Genomic DNA, 17,887 nt, shown 5'->3' on the forward strand with positions numbered 1-17,887 from the left:
AAAACTTCCTCAAAATGACTATGACCTGGCTCATATTAAAGGTAACTTTAGGCCGTAGGACACCTCCCTAAACTATTTTTAGTAGCTAGCAAGATAGTTAAAATCTTTGGCGCCGGCATTGCAGGCTCTTTACAGTATGATGAAAAGTGAGCAAACAGAGGCGGCGGGTGTTTAAACCGGCACTCAAGGAGGCAGTGAAGTGAAACGCAAGCGACTTTTAGCGTTAGCGCTACTGCCCCTGGCGCTGTTGCTGTCCGGCTGCGAAGCCAGCACCCAGATGCAGATTTACAACAACGACACCTATTCGTTCAGTACCCATTTAACTCAGCCACGGACTGCGCAAGACATAAAATGCAAAGACCAGATTCCAGGAATCGAGAATTACCTAAAAACTGCGCAAGTAGAGATTAAGGATAAATCTACCGATCAGGTCTCTGACTGCACGATTACGGTAAAGGCGCAGCACATTTCCCAGGCGAAGAAGCCCTTTGTGACCATTAAACATATAGGTGACACTTACCTGGTGAAATTGGAACCAGTGCAGAGCCTAGATTTCTTGGATGCACAAACGGATCAATTCCGCCTGACAATTACTTTCCCCGGTCCCGTGTTGAAAACTGACGCTAATTCGGGTGCGCAAGTAAAGGATAATACCGTCACCTGGACTACCCCACAAGCCTTGGTAAAAGGGTTTGAAGTGCGAGGACAAGATCACCCCGGCATCACTATGAACCAAAAGTGGGGAATCGGATTCTTGGTAATACTGGTAGCTCTAGTAGTGGCACTGGTAGTCTTCCGCAAACACCCGCGCATTGCTCCAATTTGGAACAAGATAACGCAAGCTCTAGGGGTTTTCGCTGTGGCCTGCCGTAATCTTTTCTTCCGCGTTTTAAGCTATCTGGATTTAGGCGGTTCTTCGACTGGGCGGCGAACCAAGCGCTCTCGGAGACGAGGACGCAAGTAACGTTTTTCCTCTGCCTAACCCTGGCGCTAAAGCTATATAGGCAGGTGTAGAGGACGCGCCACAAAATAATTCCCACGCTAAGGGGCTTTTATCCCTGAAAAAATCGGGCATTAGCCCAAAAATTCTTTTCTGGCTCTCCAAAACCGGGGGTGTCCCCAGGGGTAGATAATTCCGCGATTTCCTTGCGGGAGCCCTGGCCGGTTTGCCCAAAATATCGGGCTAATTCCAACCTGAGGTAACTCGCCTAACCTCACCCAAAGGAGCCAGTGGTGCCGAAACTTCTACAAACAAGTCCCGGGCGCACTTCGCACGCTACTCACCCGCACCCTACTTGTTTAATCTGGGGTTTTAAACCCGCGGAAATATATTTTTTATCCCAGATGCTAACTCTGGCCGGTTTTCATTTCACTACTTCGCTTTCCCCCGCCGCCCCTGCCTTGCGAGTGGCGCTCACTGCCCAAAACGTTTTCCCAAAGGATTTCCCGCAGAATCTGCAGATAATTCAAGCCAGCTTTTCCGGGATAATCCCGCCACCAAAAGGTAATCCTCCACCAGCTACTGTGTCGCAAAGATACGCTGTAGTCCGCGGGGGTGGCACACCGAAGACAACCTGGAATCAAACCTCCATTTTCCAGCTACCCCGGCAAATTGCTCCTTTACTGACGCAGTTAGACCAATGTTGCTATCCTCCACGCGCACAGGTGCTTAACATTTTCGGGATAAAGCCGCGAATTGGTACCTCCACGATTGCTTTTGGCTTAGCAAACAGTGCCAAAGATTCGGTCTATGTGGATGCCACCAGCCAGTCCACTTCCGCCCAGCGTCCAAAATATGCGAAGGGACCGAGCAAACTAGGATTTCCCGCTATTGAGCACTTTTCTTCACTAGATATTGCTGACGACCTGCTAGCTTCGCGTTTACGGAGGGTTTTACCTCCCCTAGATAAAACTCGTTTTCTGCAGCTCGATAGCTCGCAGCCTCGCCATATCTCCTATGTCTGTTCGTTACTTATCCGCTCATTTTCACTGGTAGTAGTGGATTGGGGACAGCTTCCTGCTTCGGGAATTCCGCTTGAGTTACCCGGGAAAACCCTGGTAGTTAGCGATTATCAGACTTCGCTACAAAGCTCGCAGCTCTTACGCCAGCTTCATCGCCACGGAATCCTGCTGGTAAATAATCGTGTACCAAAAGCGCTATCTACAAGCGGTGAAAAAACCTTATCTTTGCCCCATTGCCGCGAGTTAAAACGCCTGCAAGCCCAAGGCTTAGGTTCTCTCTGGCCACCTAACTTCAAGACACACCTAGCTCGGCTTTTGCAAGAAATTTTAGAGGACCGATGATGAATCACTTTCGAACAAGACTGCGATGCGTAATAAATACCCTTACTGCGCAACCAGAAGAAGTTGTTTCCAGCACGGATCCGCGTTTGCAAGTGGCAGCCGGCGATAGCCCCGCCGAGGTGGTTAGAAAAGAAAGTCCCGCTAGTGCGGGGACAGGGCAGCTGCTGGCGAATCTAGCGAAGATAAATTCTGAACTGGCAGGATTCGGTCCGCAACTTGCTCCTCGGTTACAAGACCCCTTGGTGACCGATGTATTGATTAATGGTCCCCAGCAAGTTTGGGTCGACAACGGTAGCGGTCTGCGCAAAGTTGAGATTAGCTTTGGTTCTGAAACAGATTTACGGGCTTTAGCGGTGCGATTGGCCGGGGCGGCCGGGAAACGCCTGGACGATGCGGCGCCGATTGCCGATGGCATTCTCCCCGGCGGGATTCGTCTACATGCGATACTGCCTCCGCTAGCAGTTCCCTTCCCGGTTATTTCCCTGCGCTGTCCCCGCGCCCGCGGGCTAAACTTTGCTCAACTGGTTAAATCGGGAACGGTAGCCCCGGCGTTAGCGCCGATAGTTGCAGCTTTAGTCCATCGGCGCGCCTCCTGCTTCATAGCGGGAGCCACCGGCAGCGGGAAAACAACTTTGCTGTCTGCCCTGCTAGAACTGGTGCCCCCTAATCAACGGATTGTATGTATCGAGGAAGTCTCCGAACTATTCCCCGCCCACCCTCATCTGGTTCACCTGCAAGAACGCTCCGCGAACGTGCAAGGGGTAGGGGCAGTTCCCATGTCGGATTTGGTGCGCGCGGCAATGCGGATGCGTCCAGATCGCATCGTGTTAGGCGAATGTCGGGGCGCAGAAGTACGCGAAGTACTCTCTGCTATGAATACCGGTCACGAAGGTACTTGGGCGACCGTTCACGCCAATGCAGTCACTGATATTCCTGCTCGCCTGGTGGCACTGGGTGCCCTAGCGCTCATGCCGGAAGCTACTATCGGGGCGCAAGTGGTTGCCGGCGTTGACGCTTTCGTGCAGATTTGCCGGGTAACTGAGCGCGGGCGAACTCGCCGCTATATTTCCGAGGTGGGGATTCCGGTTTGGAGTCATTCTCGCCTGTCAGCACAGTTAGCACTGAAAGTTACCCCCGAGGGTCAACTGCTGCGCGCGCCGGGGTGGCGCGCATTATCTAAGCTGGTCAATATGGATTTAACCCAGTTTGCGGAGGCAGTATGAACTGGGGAACCACCATTTTATTAGCGCTTTTACTGCTGGTTGCGGGGCTACCTTGGCATTTACCGGATGCACTGGCATCAGAAAAGAAGAATCCCTCTCTACCTGGACTTAACGTATTTTTCGGGCGTGCCACCGCTTTCTTCCGGCGCCGCTTTGGGGCAAAACCGCACCTGGCAGCGGCGGTAATCGAAGTTGCTAGCCGCTTAAATGCAGGCGCTGACCCCACCTCCGCCTGGATCAAAACCTTGCCACGACACGGATTTGCTCGTCCAAAAACTGCGAGCACCGCTGATCTGCAGGTCGCTATCGAACCCTATTTAACTTCTTGGGAACAGGCTGCGCTTACCGGTTTACTCGCCGCGCTGCGCTTTTCTGAGGCAGTTGGTGCTCCCTTGTCCGAGGTACTAACCGGTTGTGCTGACTCGCTGACCGAGGCTTCACGGGCGGCGCGCGCCCGCAAACTCGCCCTGACCGCCCCGAAAGCCTCGGCAACCATTTTGGGGCTTTTACCCTTAGGAGGAATCGCTCTCGGCGCGGCGCTAGGAGCCAATCCTTTGCGGGCTATTTTTGCTGGTGGATTGGGAACTATTAGCGCCTTAGTTGGTCTTATATTCCTCTGTGGCGGGATGCTGTGGATGTTTCACCTGGTTGCCCAAGCCGAAAAGGCGTAACCATGTTTTACCTAGCTATCTGGATTTTCCTAGGTGCCCTACCCTGGTTTCTACCTCAGCGTTTCTGCCCCGAATCTACCGCCAGCCCTAAGCGCACAGCACCTATTGATCCGGCAGTAATCCTGGATTTGGCAAATGCCGGGCTAGCTGCCGGTTCTTCGATTCCGCGAGTACTTTCTGCCCTGGCTACAGCCTGTCGGGAGCCGCGGTTAGCCCAAGTTTCTCGCGCCCTGATTTTCGGGGTTGCCTGGGAGGCAGCGTGGAGCTTGTTAAGGCAAAACAACCAGAGTCCCGAATGGGCAAGATACCTATCCCAGGCGCTAGAGCCAGCCTGGAAAGATGGGGTTTCCCCCGAAGCTTTGCTGAAAGGTGCCGGAGTCAGGGTGCGAGCCGGCAAAGACCAGCGCGCTCGCCAGGCCGCCCAAAAACTATCAGTCCGCCTGGTGGTTCCCTTAGGGATATGCCAGTTACCGGCATTTATCCTCCTCGGAATAGTGCCGGTAATTCTGGCGGGACTAGAAGAACTCTAGCTGTTCGAATCGGATTTCTCTGCGGCAGCCTGCTGCTTACCCGATTCGTCTAGCTCGTCCTCGTTAAGAGCCAAACCGGCACTGACCAAGGACTGGTTACGCTCGCGCGCTACCGCATCATAGTCATATTGCTGTTTCATGCGACCTTGCGCAATATCGATAATCAGACCGAGCGCCAACATGATAAAGGAGGGGATTAGCCAACCCAACCCTAGCGAGGCCAACGGAATGGTGGTGTCAATCCACTCCTCCAATACCCCGGCAGCCTTCAAACCATCAAAGAGACCGAAAATGCCCGCTACCCAGACCGATAGACGGTAAGCCCAGAACATATGGCCAGGGATAAAGATGTCCAGGATACAGGTAACAGTAAGCATGATGGTGATGGGGTAACAGAACATCATTACCGGAACAATCACGTTTACCAATGCCTCTAGCCCCAGGTTAGCAATCGCTAAAGAAACCACTACGTGCAGCACTACCCACACCGGACGGGAAACCTGGGGGAACAATCCTCTAAAGAACTGAGTCGAAGCCTCAACTAGCCCGATGGCGGTAGTTAAACAAGCCAAAACGGCAATGGCCCCCAAAATTACGCTACCAGTGGAGCCAAATAGGTGTTTAGCTGCAAAAGCCAGTCCTTCTCCACCGTCTTTAACGTTAGGGTTTAACCTACCCACACGCGATCCCACCATCGATAATCCAAAATAGACCAGACCGAGGAAGAAGGCTGCGATTACCCCCGCAAGTGCAGTAACCCCAAAAAGCTGCCGACCCGGTTTGAAGCCTTTTTGCCGCAAAGCTCGAATAATTACCACCCCGAACACGAAGGAAGCGATAGCGTCCAAAGTGTTGTAGCCGTCAAAGATTCCTTTCAAAGTGGGGGTGGCAGCATACTTTTCAATCGGAGCCGCCTCCGAAGGGGACATGGTGAACACCGCAGCAATAATCGTTACTGCCAGCAGAATCAACAATGCCGGGGTTAGCAGACCTCCGATGCGATCCAAAACATTTCGAGGATTCAGGCATAGGTACCCAGCAATTCCGAAATAGATAAGAGTGTATACAAATAACCACAGATGAGAGTCACCTGCAGTAGCCTGGAATGACATCGAGTAGGAGGCGGCGGCAGTACGTGGAATCGCATACAGCATCCCGGTGGAGAGGAAGATTAGCCAGCAAAACACCAGGCCGGGATAGTGAGCAATCCGTTCAATAATCCCCAATACCCCTGAGGAGGAAGTTGCCGCCGCAATCATCCCGGCCATCGGTAGCAGCACCCCGGTAAGCATAAAGCCGATGGTAGCCGGTACCTGTTCAACCCCTGATTGCACTCCAATCATTACCGGGAAAATCAGGTTGCCAGCACCAAAGAACATGGCAAACAATGCCAACCCGGTAACTACCACATTGCGAACACTTGTCTTACTATTCATGGCTTAGTAATCTCCACTCTTACTTTTTTAACTTTTCTAGTGTCGCAAAGACCAGCTTTGATTCAAAATAATCTTCCATACTGGAATACTGGGTTACCATAATTTGAGCAACTTGTTTACAATTGCGCGGACTTGGCACATTTTCTTGAGCGGGTGAGGTGAGGTGCTTGCAAACCGAGACGCAGCTTTCCCCACTTGATGAGTATTTCCAGCAGCTATCGGCTCTGCTCTCACTTGCCCCGATTCTGCGCCGTAATCAAGTAATCTACGCCGTCTGTCTGGCAGTGGAACAGATGGAAGAAACCGCTGCGCTGCCTGCACCCTATACCCGCGAGCAACTCCATGCTTATCTGGGCACTCCCGAACAGGTGGTGGCCATAGCGGATGCGGATTTAACCGTGATTAAAGCTGGCAATGGCGCGCAAGTTATTCAAGCGGCGGAGGCTGCCAGCGTTGCCGGGGTTCCTTGGGGTAAGGCTGGCGCTTTGGTTCGCTCCGAGGATGCGCGGCGGCTGCAAAAATATGGTCAACTAATAGGTTGGGGGGAAACCGTTCCGGCGGCACCGGTGCAACCAGATTTGCTGGACAGCAAAATTGAGTCCCTAATTAACTCAGAAAGTGTCCGTCATAACTTCTTCGCCTATTTCTTACCGATTGCCTTCGGCGTAGCCTGCATCGCCACTGCCTTGCTGATCCCCTTGGGGTTCTTCCTAGGAATCTTCGCCCTGGTGCTAGTAATTTACCTTTGGCGCAAGCGGATTACACCCCTGTGGCCGCGAATTTTTTGCGCCTTAGCTACCCTGTTTGCGATTGTCTGTACCGTGGTCGCTACCTTGCGGTTGCTCGGCTACGATTCTTAGTTTTCTGCGGCTTTTTCCCGGCGCACTGCCGCCACTTCGAATAGGGCAATTCCCGTGGCGACCGCGGCATTTAAGGATTCCACATCGGAGGAAATCTCTATTCGGGTAAGCAGATCGCAGTTTTCCTTCACCAAGCGGGAAATCCCCTCACCCTCAGCTCCGGTAACTAGCGCTAAAGGACCGTCTGCCAAACCGGATTCGCGCACCGAGGAGGTGCCGCCACCATCAAGCCCCAGCACAAAACAACCTTGCTCTTTGCACTGCTTAATCGCGTTTACCAGGTTAGACACCCGGGCAATCGGCAGGCGCGCAGCGGCTCCGGCAGAGGCTTTCCAAGCAGTGACGTTCATCGAGGCGCTGCGCCGACCGGGAATCACTACCCCGCTAGCTCCAAAGGCAGCGGCGCTGCGCACAATCGCCCCCAGGTTATGTGGGTCGGTTACCCCATCTAGCAGCACAATCAACGGCTTAGTGTGATTTTTTTCGGAATTTTCAAAAAGCGCAGCTAAATCCGTGTACTCAAACTCGGGCACTTCCAGAGCAACCCCCTGGTGGACTGCGCCCTCGGTAGCTAGATCCAAATCGGAGCGGGGAACTTCCACGATGGGTGCCCCTTGCGCACTGGCTTTGGCGAGTAGCAGGGACAGTTTTTTATTAGCCGCCAGATTACCTGCCACGAACACCCGGGTCACGGGGATATCAGATTCCAAGGCTTCCAACACCGGGTTGCGTCCGGCAATCAGTTGATGCCCGCGTCGCACCTGGATTAGGGAACGTTTGGCACGTGCCTTACGTTGGGCTGCCTGCGTTTCTTCGCGTCGCTCTTTTTGGATACGGGCGCGATAAGCCGCGTGGTAAGGGCGATTCTCTGCTTTCGGCGTGGGGCCTTTCGCCCGCAACCCGCGTTTATTGCCGCCGCTACCTTTAGGAGCGCCCTTCTTATCACTGCGTTTCATTCTGCCGTGGTGATCTCCGCGAAGTGCCATGTCAACCCCTAACCTAAATGCCAAGTGGAGCCGCTAGCTCCGTCCTCAATGACTATCCCGGCCGCGCTTAAGCGGTCGCGGATCCCGTCCGCGCGCGCCCAATCTTTTTCTTTGCGTGCTTGAACTCGCTGTTCCAGCTGGTCAGCGACCAGTTTTTCTAAGGCAGCGGCGGCGGCAGAATCATTACCACTGTCTGCTTCCCACCATTGCTCAGAGAGAGGATCTAGTCCCAAGACCTCTAGCATGGCGCGAATTTGGATGGCAACCTTTGCGCCCTCGTCAGTTTTCCCGCCTTCAAAAGCGGTATTTGCCTGCTTGATTTTCTCGTGTATCACGGCTTGAGCAGCCGCGATATTTAGATCATCGTCCATAGCTTCACAAAAAGCTTCCGGGAGGAGGGCAGCTGCTAACTCTTGAGGGCTCGCTTGACCGACTTCGGGAGCCACCTGGGCAAAGCGCGCCAGGGAAGAGGCAAACTTGTTCCAGGTTTCACCCGCCTGCTCCAAGGTTTCTGGGGAATACTCCACAGTCGAACGGTAGTGAGTAGTTCCCAAGGCCAAGCGAAGCACCGCCGCCGGCGTGGTCTTCAAAATCTCCGACACCACCAGGGAGTTCCCCAGCGATTTCGACATTTTTTCACCTTTAATAGTTACCCAGGCGTTATGCATCCAGTATTTAGCGAAAGGCCAACCGGCACCATGAGATTGCGCCTGCTCATTTTCGTGATGCGGGAAACGCAGGTCAATGCCGCCCCCGTGGATATCGAAGGCTTCACCCAGGTAGCGCCGCGACATCGCTGAACACTCTAAATGCCAGCCGGGACGTCCTTTACCCCAGGGCGAATCCCACTTGGCGGTTTCAGGTTCGCTGTCTTTCGCTGCTTTCCAGAGGGCGAAGTCGCGCGGATCGCGTTTGCCCGCCTCTATTTGGCTATCAATTTGGCTCTCGTCCTCGGTAGTGCGCATATCAGAGAGCTTTTGCCGGGTAAGCGAGCCGTAATCCTTTAACGATTTAACATCGAAATAGACGTTTCCGTTCCCGTCACTATAGGCGTGACCAGCATCGATAAGACGCTGGGTGAGAGCGATTTGTTCAGGAATCTGCCCGGTGGCACGCGGTTCATAGGTGGGAGGCAGCACTCCCAGGGCGCGATAGGCAGCGGCGAACTCTTGCTCGAAGCGATAGGCCCACGCCCACCAATCCCAACCGGCCTCCGCGGATTTATTTAAGATCTTGTCGTCAATATCGGTCACGTTACGCACATAAGTGACCTGATAGCCACTGCGACGCAACCACCGAATCAGCACATCAAAGGCAATTGCCGAACGCACATGCCCAATATGGGGAGACCCTTGCACGGTGGCTCCACACAGGTAAATTCCTACATGTCCGGCCTTGACCGGCTCGAAGTCCACGATGCGGTGACGGGCGGAATCATAAATTCGAAGGCTCATGTTCCCATGGTATCGGCAAGCACCCCCTTGCCCGAAGTTTCCCCCGGTTTTCCTACCCGCGTCCTTATCTTTTAATCCTCGCCAAGATTTCACCGGATACGCCGGCGGCTACCAACTCGAGCGCAAGACGGATAAACTCGGATAGTAAGAGTGCAAACGCTGCCGAGTAAATCTCGTCCGCGACCTTGCAAAAATCCTTATTCGAGAGGAATAGTTCATGCCCGCACTGATTGTTGTCGGAGCCCAATGGGGAGACGAAGGAAAGGGTAAAGTCACCGACCTAGTTGGCCAGAGCGTTGACTGGGTGGTGAAGTTTAATGGCGGCAATAATGCTGGTCACACCATTGTAGTCGGGGATCAAAAGTTTGGTTTACACCTGATTCCTGCCGGCATCCTCTCCCCCACGGTCACCCCGGTAATCGGTAACGGAGTGGTAGTTGACCTGGAAGTAATGTTCGCCGAAATCAAGATGTTGGAAGAGGCCGGGGTCGACTGTTCCCGGCTAAAGGTTTCGCTCAACGCCCACATCATTCCCCCGTACAACAAGGTGATGGATGGACTGGCGGAACGCTCCTTGGGGGAGCGCAAGATCGGTACCACCGGACGCGGGATTGGTCCAACTTATGCAGATAAGATGAACCGGATTGGTCTGCGCATCCAGGATTTATTTGACGAATCAATTTTGCGGCAGAAAGTTCGCTCCGCTCTGTCGGGTAAGAACTTTGTAATCGAAAAACAGTTCGGTGAAGAACCTATCGATCCCGAAACTATTTCTGACCAGCTGCTTTCTTATGCCGATAAAGTACGCCCCATGGTTTTTGACTGCACCACAGAGCTCAACCTGGCTCTAGATCGCGGGGAAACTATCCTCTTAGAGGGCGGTCAAGCCACCATGTTGGATATTGATCATGGCACCTATCCCTTCGTGACCTCCTCGTCTTGTACCGCGGGCGGTGCCTGCTCCGGGTCGGGAATCGGGCCGACTCGCATCAACAGAGTTATCGGGATTGCCAAGGCCTACACTACTCGCGTAGGCGAAGGACCTTTCCCTACGGAACTTTTTGGTAAAGAGGGCGAAGAACTGCGGCAATCAGGCGGAGAGTTCGGGGTAACTACCGGACGTCCGCGGCGTACTGGCTGGTTCGATTCGGTAGTTGCTCGCTACGCCGCTCGGGTCAATGGGCTTACTGACTTGGTGATTACCAAGCTGGATGTGCTCTCTAGGTATGACGAAATTCCGGTTTGTGTAGCTTATGACGTTGATGGTCAGCGTTTTGATGATCTCCCCGCGGATCAGACTGCTTTCCACCATGCCCAGCCGATTTACGAAATGCTGCCAGGCTGGCACGAAGATATCAGCGCCTGCAAGACCTTCGCAGATTTACCGGTAAAGGCACAGGAATATATTCATCGCCTAGAAGAGCTCTCCGGATGCCGCATTAGCGTAGTCGGGGTAGGACCTGACCGCGAAGAAACTATCGTGCGCCATCAGTTGCTGGATTAGTTTTCACTGGCATTAAGTTGCTCATCTGACACGGCTATTTCTAGGTAGCGCGGCGCGGTTTGCGCTGAAAACCGCTCCCATAATCTATCGTGGCTGTTGTATAGACTACGCGATTTCGTTGGAGGTCAGATGAGTAAGAACGAGCCGGATAATGACTTCACTACCCGCACCTGGTTCGTGGGAGAAGCAGGTGATGAGGAGCAGGCTCCCGAAGATACCTTAATCCCCGGTGAGCAGGCGGCTGCTGCTTCCTCTGGCAACGATTCTTTGATTGCGGGCGATGGGCTGAGCGCAGCTCCCCCTGCCCTGGATAAGGAAGAGTTACCCTCCGACCAGCTCAGTCACACAGATAGCGTAATTGCTGGTACTGACGAGAAACACGATGATTTAGCAGCCGGGAAGGCAGACGAGGTAGCTGCCGAGCCAGTCGCTAAGACTCCGACCCCGGAAGTACCGGCAACTCCGGACAGTGAGGGCGAAAATGTGACTCCCCAACCGTTAGAACGTAAGTCGCTTAGCGAACGTGCCGTGGAGCTTGAGGAGGATACTACTGATACTCCCCAACCTGAAACGCTCACTGAAAGCGAGGTTGAAAGTACCGCTGACCGGCGTTATTCCTTACTGAACAGTTCAGAAGACATTCCAGAATCGGCCGCGGAGGAGGCTCCCCACTGGGATTCCGTAGAGGAAACCGAACCGGAGGAAGTGCTGACCACTGCCGAGCGGGAAAAGAGTTTCGAGGACACAATTTTCGAGGGCGCGACAGTTAAACCCACCGTACCTTCGCGGGCAGCAGCCCATATTTGGTCATTACTACTTTTCTTGGTACTAGTACCGCTCAGTTGGTACCTAATTTTTGATGTGGCTACCCGTTTAAGTAACCGCAACGAAGATATGCTCCTGCCAGCTTCCACTTTGAATGTTGGACAATGGGTAGAGCTGGTAGCGGCGGTAATCGTAGTGTTCTTACTGATTCTGGTGGCCAGGTTCTCTTCTCTGGGGGCTTTCGTTACTGGATTGGCACTTACTGTGGCTGGTGGATTCTTTATGGTGAATCCCTCCGGTACCGCTCATGCCTTAAAACCGCTGCTTACCGCCTTGGATAATGCGGGACAGCAAGAGCATTTCTATCAGGCGCTGCCCTCTAATATCGCCCACCACTTAGCTTGGTCAGGCGGATCGGGAATGCTGCTATTTGCGGGTATTGCCCTGCTAGGGATGGGTTTGCTTTCACACACCGCGCGGCGTGCCGGTCGCAAAGACTACTTAGTTGAGCGAAAAGTTAAAGCCGCAGAAGAAAGCGATAAGAATAAAGAGGACTAGCTAACAGCCAGCGCACCTACACGGTGTTTTGTCTACCTAGGAGTAATCCCTTCCTATAAACGGGGGATTACAACCAGGTTCCCTTTAGGGCGGCAGCGCCAGTAAGAAAAGTGTTTTAGCAAATGTTTTGGGGGCGGCAACCAATATGGTTGCCGCCCCCAAGCGTTATTAAGCGTCAGATTTTAGATATGTTTCCCAGCTGCTAGCGAGCACGCCGCGCCAAGCGGTCAACATCAATCAAGGTGACTGCCCGCCCTTCGAGCCTAATCCATCCACGGGATACAAACTCGGCCAAGGACTTGTTTACGGTTTCGCGCGATGCCCCCACCAGCTGAGCTAGTTCTTCCTGGGTGAGATCGTGAGGTACGTGAATTCCGTCCTCGGTGCGAATCCCGAAACGATCGGCCAGATCCAGTAGCGCTTTGGCTACCCTGCCGGGTACATCCGAGAACACCAAATCCGCGAGCGTGCCATTGGTGCGCCGTAAGCGTTTCGCTAGGGCTTTCAACATGTGCTTCGCCAAAGAGGGGTTATCCTCCAGGAACGCCATCAAATCTGAATGGTTTAAGAAAACCAAGCGGGCAGGGGAAACCGCAGTAGCGGTAGTGGAACGCTGACCGGGATCAAAAAGGGTGAGCTCACCCAGAATTTCCCCGGGACCTAGCACTGCCAGCAGATTCTCGCGCCCATCTACGGACTGATGGGAAAGTTTTATTTTCCCCTCGGCCACGATGTACAAGCGATCGCCATCATCGCCCTCTTCAAATAGGTTTTCCCCACGTCGCAACGTGGTTTGCCCCATCATTGAGAACAGACGCATCTGTGCTTCCTGGTCAAGCCCCTCAAATAGGGGAATTCTAGCTATAAAGGACGAATCCAAACCAATCACTCCTTACACAAAACTCTTGATACCGATAAAACAGTACATACCGATATAACAGTACCCGCTTGCTGTGACTTATGCCACCTGAGAAACGGCGTGCCGAGAAAAAAGTTTTCTTTTCTCTAAAATACCTGCCACACCTGGGACTTCAATCCTTATTAACAGATTAAATAGGCAGGAAAAGCAGTTTCTAAATGTTCTTAAAAACAGTTTACTGGGCGATGGTCTGGCGCTGCACCCACTCGGATAGTTCCATTCGCTTGCCGGTATAGAAGGGAGTGTCTTGACGTACATGCAGGCGAGCTTCACAATCACGCTGCTGGCGCAGTACCCCCATTACTCGATTAATATCATCGGACTCCAAGGTCACTGACCATTCGTAATCGTTAAGCGCGAAAGTCGCCAAGGTGGAAACCGCTACATCCAGGTAGCCGGCACCATTGCGACCATGTTCAGCGAGCATAGCGCTGCGCTTAGCCTTCGGCAGGTAATACCACTCCAGGGAACGCACAAAGGGATAAACCGCCGCATAGGCACGCGGGGCCCAACCCCCGAAACAGGCCGGCAGATGCGGTTTATTAAACTCAGCAGTCATGTGAGCGCTCATAATTGACCACACCGGCACCAGGTGAGCTCCCAGGCGGGAATTCAACACCGCGTGATAGGCATCTTGCAGTTTGTCATTGGATTCATCCAGGAACCAGAACATCAGATCCGCGTCGGCGCGGTATCCGGCAACGTCATACCAGCCACGCACCGTTACTCCCAATTCGGAGATGGTTTCCTCTAGTTCGCGTGCCATGGCTGCCCGCTCTGCCTCCTCGGCAGGTAGCGGCAAGGCCAGCTCGAAAACCGCGTGCATAGAAAAGTTATTGCGCGCATTTACTTCGTCCGGATCCACCTTATGATCGCGAGGATCGGGGGACACATCATTGGGCATCGGATGAGCCATAATTTTCTCCTTTGGCTTTCTAATTTTGTTTTATTTCAAACTCTACTGGCAGGTCAGCGCCGTGTTTGCTGACCCGGGAATCTCCTGGCGGAGCCCATGCCGGCCACCGCGGTTCCAGGGCATCTGGGGCGTAGACGACCTCGCCACCGGCCTTTTCCCCCGCGCGCTCGGTCACCAAGTCCGCGAGTGCTCCTATAAAATCGGAATCAGTGCCCACCGTGGGCACCCGTAAATAATTAAGCCCCAGCTGGGCTGCGGTTTCTTTGGCCTCAGTATCCAGGTCATAGACCACTTCCATATGATCGCAGATAAACCCGATAGGTACACAGGCAACGTCGGTTATTCCCGCTGCTTTCAGCTGCGTCAACCGGTCATTAATATCGGGCTCTAGCCAGGGCATTTGGGGTGGCCCCGAGCGGGAGCAGAAGGACAAATCCCAAGGCAGCTCGCGCCCTAGTTCTTTAATGGCTCGCGCCACCACCTCGGCACATACTTGCTGGTGCTGTCGGTGATAATCAGGGCGGGAGTGATCGGTAGGACCGGAACATTCCTGCATGGCGCGGGGAATCGAATGGGTCACGAACGCTACGTAAGGAATCCGTCCAGTACTTTCTTCCATAGTGCGCACCGCATTTACCAGGCGTTTCGTATAGGCGCTCACGAAGCCTTCGGTAGTGTAGTAGGCGCGCACTTTGTCCAGTTCCAACGATAAATCCTGGGCTTGCAGCTGGGCTTTCGCAGCGGCTAAGTCTTCTCGGTACTGTCGGCATCCCGAATAGCAAACATAGGCGGAGGTGAAAATACAGAGTACCCGGGTAAGCCCCCGCATCGCTAAGTCACAAAGGGTGTCGTGAATAAAGGGGTGCCAGTTGCGGTTACCGATCACGACTTCGATTTCGTCTCCGCGCCGGCTGAGCTCTAACTCGAGGGCGCGGCGGATTTCCAGGTTACGAGCATTTATGGGGCTAATTCCGTGGAAACGTCCGTAGTGAGTGGAAACCTGTTTCAAGCGTTCATCGGGAACTCCCCGCCCGGAAGTAGCGTTGCGCATAAACGGCAACACGTCCTCCATTTGTCGCGGTCCGCCATAACTGACCACCATCACCGCATCGTATTGGGAAAGAACCTGACTCACTGTCCCTCCTTACCGGGGGTTTCCTGTTTCAAATCATCAACGCTCAAGCCGGTTACCGGACAGGCAGGTTCTGTATCTCCCGATCCCGCTGGAATATCCAAATCTAATCCCCACACTTGCTGGAGGGCGTTTACGTATTCACGCCCCATGCCCTCGCGTCCGGCGCGGTGGGCGTTGATAGTGGGGATATGTGCCAGGCGCGCCGCCAGATGTCGCAGCGCGTATTCGACTTCTTCGCGGGGAATGCTTTCCCCTTTCGGCAGGCGGGCGACCTCATCGGCCAGCACCTGGCGGAAACTATCGCGCAGCGCCACCACTACCGAATCCATCTGTCGATCCGCGAGCAGCGCTTCGGCTTCCTCTACTCCCTCGGTCACGATTTCTTCTGCCCGTTTTACCTGTGCTTTCCCCGCTTCAGGTACGTGGGCGCTAATTTCTTCTAGGTCGATTACCCGCACCCGCTCTAAATCGGCTATCCCGTCCTCGATATCGGTTTGTAAGGCCAAATCCAGAATGGTTTTTTCGCCGCTTGATAGCGCTAAAGCTCGCTGCACTTCCTCTTTGGTCAGTACCGGCGAGCCCATGCCACGGCAGGCAACAATCAAAGTCGCAGCTTCTAAAGCCGCCACCAGCTGATCTTTGGCAACCGGTTGCAAGTCATGCCCAGAGGCGAAACGCTCAGCTCGCCCAGAAGTAGAATAAACCGCGATATCTTGGACTCCTTTGGCGCGTAGGGCCGCCACTGCTGCTCCTGCATAGGAGCCGGTGCCAATCAAAAGCGTAGGGGTACCTGCCAGAGGATTTATGCGGGTGGTCGCCATCTCTAGGGCGCAAGCCACTACCGAACGCCCCTGGGAGGCGATTCCGGTTAGCTGCGCAACCCGACGGGAAGTACTGAGCGCTCCTTGGCAGGCGCGGGTGATAGTTGCCGAGGATACGCGTTGCTGGGTGGCAACTTTCAGGGCACGGCGCAACTGACCAGAGATTTCCCGCTCTCCCACCACCATGGAGTCCAGTCCGCAGGCTACCCGGAATAAATGTTCCAATACCTGGCGGTCACGGCGGATTTCACAGACGGTGCCGAGTCGGGATTGGATATAGCGATCTACCCCAGCTTGTTGCTCATCGGAGAGCGAAGGCGCGGTTTCGATAATGATTTCTACCCGGTTGCAGGTCGAAAGGGGCATAACTCCCAACACCTCGGGTAGGCGCTGGAGTAGATCTTGAGGAAGCCCCTCGGTGGTACTAGCAGCTGCCGCCACGGCGCTAAGCCCGTGCCGGAGATGATGTACCGAATAGGAAGAAAGACCCACGGGCTCATTAGACCATGTTTTTATTTTTCTAAAAGAACCGCCCAGTTTACCCCTAGTCACGCCCCAATTTTTTCTATTTTCGCAGTCCAGAGGATTAGCAAGGAAAAATAATCTGCCAGAGTGTCACTAAGAAACATCGTTTTTCGCAACAGACAGATGCGGAAAATGTGTCAGAAAAACCTTCTTTCCGGTTTCCCGGTCCCGGGTAATAGCCCGCCTTCCGCCGTTTGCTGCACTTGCTTGCGCCAGCCGAAAATGCCGGCGATGATGGAAATATGTCTGAGCAAAATTCTTTTCTAAAAGCAGTTCGCGGCCTGCGCCCCGAGAAAACTCCGGTTTGGTTTATGCGCCAAGCCGGGCGTTCCCTGCCGGAGTATCGCCGCCTGCGCTCTGATAACGATATGCTCACCGCCTGCACCACCCCTGACCTGGCTGCCGAAATCACCCTGCAACCGGTTCGCCGCTACGGGGTGGACGCCGCGATTTTCTTTTCCGATATTGTTACCCCGCTTTATCTGGCGGGCTTAGAGGTAGAGATTGTTCCCGGTAAAGGCCCGGTTTTTGCCGAGCCTATCCTGGAGCCTCAGGACGTTGACCGCCTCACCAGCCACAAAGGTTTTGATCCGGATTGTATTACCGAAGCTGCCCAGATTGCCTGCTCCGAGCTGGGTGAAACTCCCCTGATTGCTTTTGCGGCTGCGCCTTTCACTTTGGCGTCCTATCTAATTGGGAAAACCCGCTCGAAAAATCACCTGGAAGCGCGGGCTTTTATGCATTCCTATCCGGATGCCTGGAACCGGCTCGCCCGCTGGTGCGCCGATATGTCAGCGGCTTTCATTGCCGCCCAAATTGCCGGCGGGGCGCGCACTGCCCAAGTTTTTGATTCCTGGGTGGGCGACCTTTCGCGCGCTGACTATCAAACCTACTGCTCAGAGCATTCCCGGGTGGTTATTGATTCCGCCCATGCCCACGGGGTACCGGTGATTCACTTCGGGGTGGGGGCCGCCTCCTTGCTGGATTTAATGCGTGACGTAGGCGCCGAATGCATCGGGGTAGACTGGCGACTGCCCCTCGGCGAAGCCGTAAAGTTAATCGAACACGGCCCCGGCGACCGCTTTGCGGTGCAAGGAAATATCGATCCTGCGATTTTGTTTGCCTCTGCTCAGGTGCGCCGCGACCACGTCAATCAGGTTTTAGCGGAAGGCAAGAAAGCCGCCACCCATATCGTCAACCTGGGACACGGGGTACCCCCGAACGCTGACCCGGCGGTTTTACAAGAAATCGTCGACCAGGTACATGAATCGCGTTAAACG

The 17,887-nt window shown here is 54.1% G+C and carries 16 protein-coding genes; 9 read left to right on the forward strand and 7 right to left on the reverse strand.

Annotated features, from left to right (window positions below):
- Window positions 1–199 precede the first annotated feature (199 nt).
- The 5 genes from BQ5456_RS05145 to BQ5456_RS05165 all read left to right on the forward strand — a co-directional run bounded on the left by BQ5456_RS05145 (window position 200) and on the right by BQ5456_RS05165 (window position 4,728).
- Complete coding sequence (locus tag BQ5456_RS05145; RefSeq protein WP_071129057.1) at window positions 200–964, forward strand: LppM family (lipo)protein; 765 nt, start codon at window positions 200–202, stop codon at window positions 962–964.
- Window positions 965–1,344: 380 nt separating this feature from the next.
- Window positions 1,345–2,304, forward strand: a complete 960-nt coding sequence (locus tag BQ5456_RS05150) for a CpaE/TadZ family protein (protein WP_143037036.1) — start codon at window positions 1,345–1,347, stop codon at window positions 2,302–2,304.
- A complete protein-coding gene (locus BQ5456_RS05155; RefSeq protein WP_143037037.1) occupies window positions 2,301–3,527 on the forward strand; it encodes a TadA family conjugal transfer-associated ATPase in 1,227 nt (408 codons plus the stop codon). Before BQ5456_RS05150 ends, BQ5456_RS05155 begins: the two co-directional genes overlap by 4 nt.
- Window positions 3,524–4,198 carry a type II secretion system F family protein gene (locus BQ5456_RS05160; protein WP_071129059.1) on the forward strand — a complete coding sequence of 225 codons (675 nt, stop codon included), beginning with the start codon at window positions 3,524–3,526 and terminating at the stop codon, window positions 4,196–4,198. The genes BQ5456_RS05155 and BQ5456_RS05160 overlap by 4 nt, the downstream gene beginning before the upstream one ends.
- Window positions 4,199–4,200: 2 nt before the next feature.
- The gene (locus tag BQ5456_RS05165; RefSeq protein WP_071129060.1) at window positions 4,201–4,728 is read left to right on the forward strand and encodes a hypothetical protein; all 528 of its coding nucleotides are present in this window, start codon (window positions 4,201–4,203) and stop codon (window positions 4,726–4,728) included.
- Here the strand turns inward: BQ5456_RS05165 and brnQ are convergent.
- Complete coding sequence (brnQ, locus tag BQ5456_RS05170) at window positions 4,725–6,164, reverse strand: branched-chain amino acid transport system II carrier protein (RefSeq protein ID WP_071129061.1); 1,440 nt, start codon at window positions 6,162–6,164, stop codon at window positions 4,725–4,727. The two genes, BQ5456_RS05165 and brnQ, sit on opposite strands and share 4 nt — an antisense overlap.
- Window positions 6,165–6,331: 167 nt before the next feature.
- Between brnQ and BQ5456_RS05175 the strand changes: the two genes are divergently transcribed.
- Window positions 6,332–7,024 carry a hypothetical protein gene (locus BQ5456_RS05175; RefSeq protein WP_071129062.1) on the forward strand — a complete coding sequence of 231 codons (693 nt, stop codon included), beginning with the start codon at window positions 6,332–6,334 and terminating at the stop codon, window positions 7,022–7,024.
- On the opposite strand, the gene rlmB is transcribed toward BQ5456_RS05175, so the two are convergent.
- Window positions 7,021–8,010, reverse strand: coding sequence for a 23S rRNA (guanosine(2251)-2'-O)-methyltransferase RlmB (gene rlmB / locus BQ5456_RS05180; RefSeq protein WP_071129063.1), 990 nt, complete (start codon window positions 8,008–8,010; stop codon window positions 7,021–7,023). The genes BQ5456_RS05175 and rlmB overlap by 4 nt on opposite strands.
- An 8-nt stretch (window positions 8,011–8,018) precedes the next feature.
- Entirely contained in the window at window positions 8,019–9,464 is a 1,446-nt protein-coding gene (gene cysS, locus BQ5456_RS05185; protein WP_071129064.1) for a cysteine--tRNA ligase, read from the reverse strand.
- Window positions 9,465–9,681: 217 nt separating this feature from the next.
- Here cysS and BQ5456_RS05190 point away from each other — a divergent pair, with 217 nt between their 5' ends.
- Window positions 9,682–10,968, forward strand: coding sequence for an adenylosuccinate synthase (locus BQ5456_RS05190; RefSeq protein WP_071129065.1), 1,287 nt, complete (start codon window positions 9,682–9,684; stop codon window positions 10,966–10,968).
- Between the two features lie 129 nt (window positions 10,969–11,097).
- Window positions 11,098–12,291, forward strand: coding sequence for a hypothetical protein (locus BQ5456_RS05195; RefSeq protein WP_071129066.1), 1,194 nt, complete (start codon window positions 11,098–11,100; stop codon window positions 12,289–12,291).
- 202 nt (window positions 12,292–12,493) lie between these two features.
- Here the strand turns inward: BQ5456_RS05195 and BQ5456_RS05200 are convergent, their stop codons facing one another.
- The 4 genes from BQ5456_RS05200 to BQ5456_RS05215 form a co-directional block, all read right to left on the reverse strand.
- Window positions 12,494–13,180 carry a Crp/Fnr family transcriptional regulator gene (locus BQ5456_RS05200; protein ID WP_083378373.1) on the reverse strand — a complete coding sequence of 229 codons (687 nt, stop codon included), beginning with the start codon at window positions 13,178–13,180 and terminating at the stop codon, window positions 12,494–12,496.
- Between the two features lie 205 nt (window positions 13,181–13,385).
- A complete protein-coding gene (hemQ, locus tag BQ5456_RS05205; RefSeq protein WP_071129068.1) occupies window positions 13,386–14,126 on the reverse strand; it encodes a hydrogen peroxide-dependent heme synthase in 741 nt (246 codons plus the stop codon).
- A 19-nt stretch (window positions 14,127–14,145) separates the two neighbouring features.
- The gene (locus BQ5456_RS05210; RefSeq protein WP_235858533.1) at window positions 14,146–15,261 is read right to left on the reverse strand and encodes a ferrochelatase; all 1,116 of its coding nucleotides are present in this window, start codon (window positions 15,259–15,261) and stop codon (window positions 14,146–14,148) included.
- Window positions 15,258–16,634: a glutamyl-tRNA reductase gene (locus BQ5456_RS05215; RefSeq protein WP_159428765.1), complete on the reverse strand. Its 1,377-nt coding sequence runs from the start codon at window positions 16,632–16,634 to the stop codon at window positions 15,258–15,260. Before BQ5456_RS05215 ends, BQ5456_RS05210 begins: the two co-directional genes overlap by 4 nt.
- Before the next feature lie 215 nt (window positions 16,635–16,849).
- Here BQ5456_RS05215 and hemE point away from each other — a divergent pair, with 215 nt between their 5' ends.
- Entirely contained in the window at window positions 16,850–17,884 is a 1,035-nt protein-coding gene (gene hemE, locus BQ5456_RS05220) for a uroporphyrinogen decarboxylase (protein WP_071129069.1), read from the forward strand.
- Window positions 17,885–17,887 lie beyond the last annotated feature (3 nt).

Origin of the sequence: Varibaculum massiliense (genome assembly GCF_900106855.1) — a bacterium.
Lineage (GTDB): Bacteria > Actinomycetota > Actinomycetes > Actinomycetales > Actinomycetaceae > Varibaculum > Varibaculum massiliense.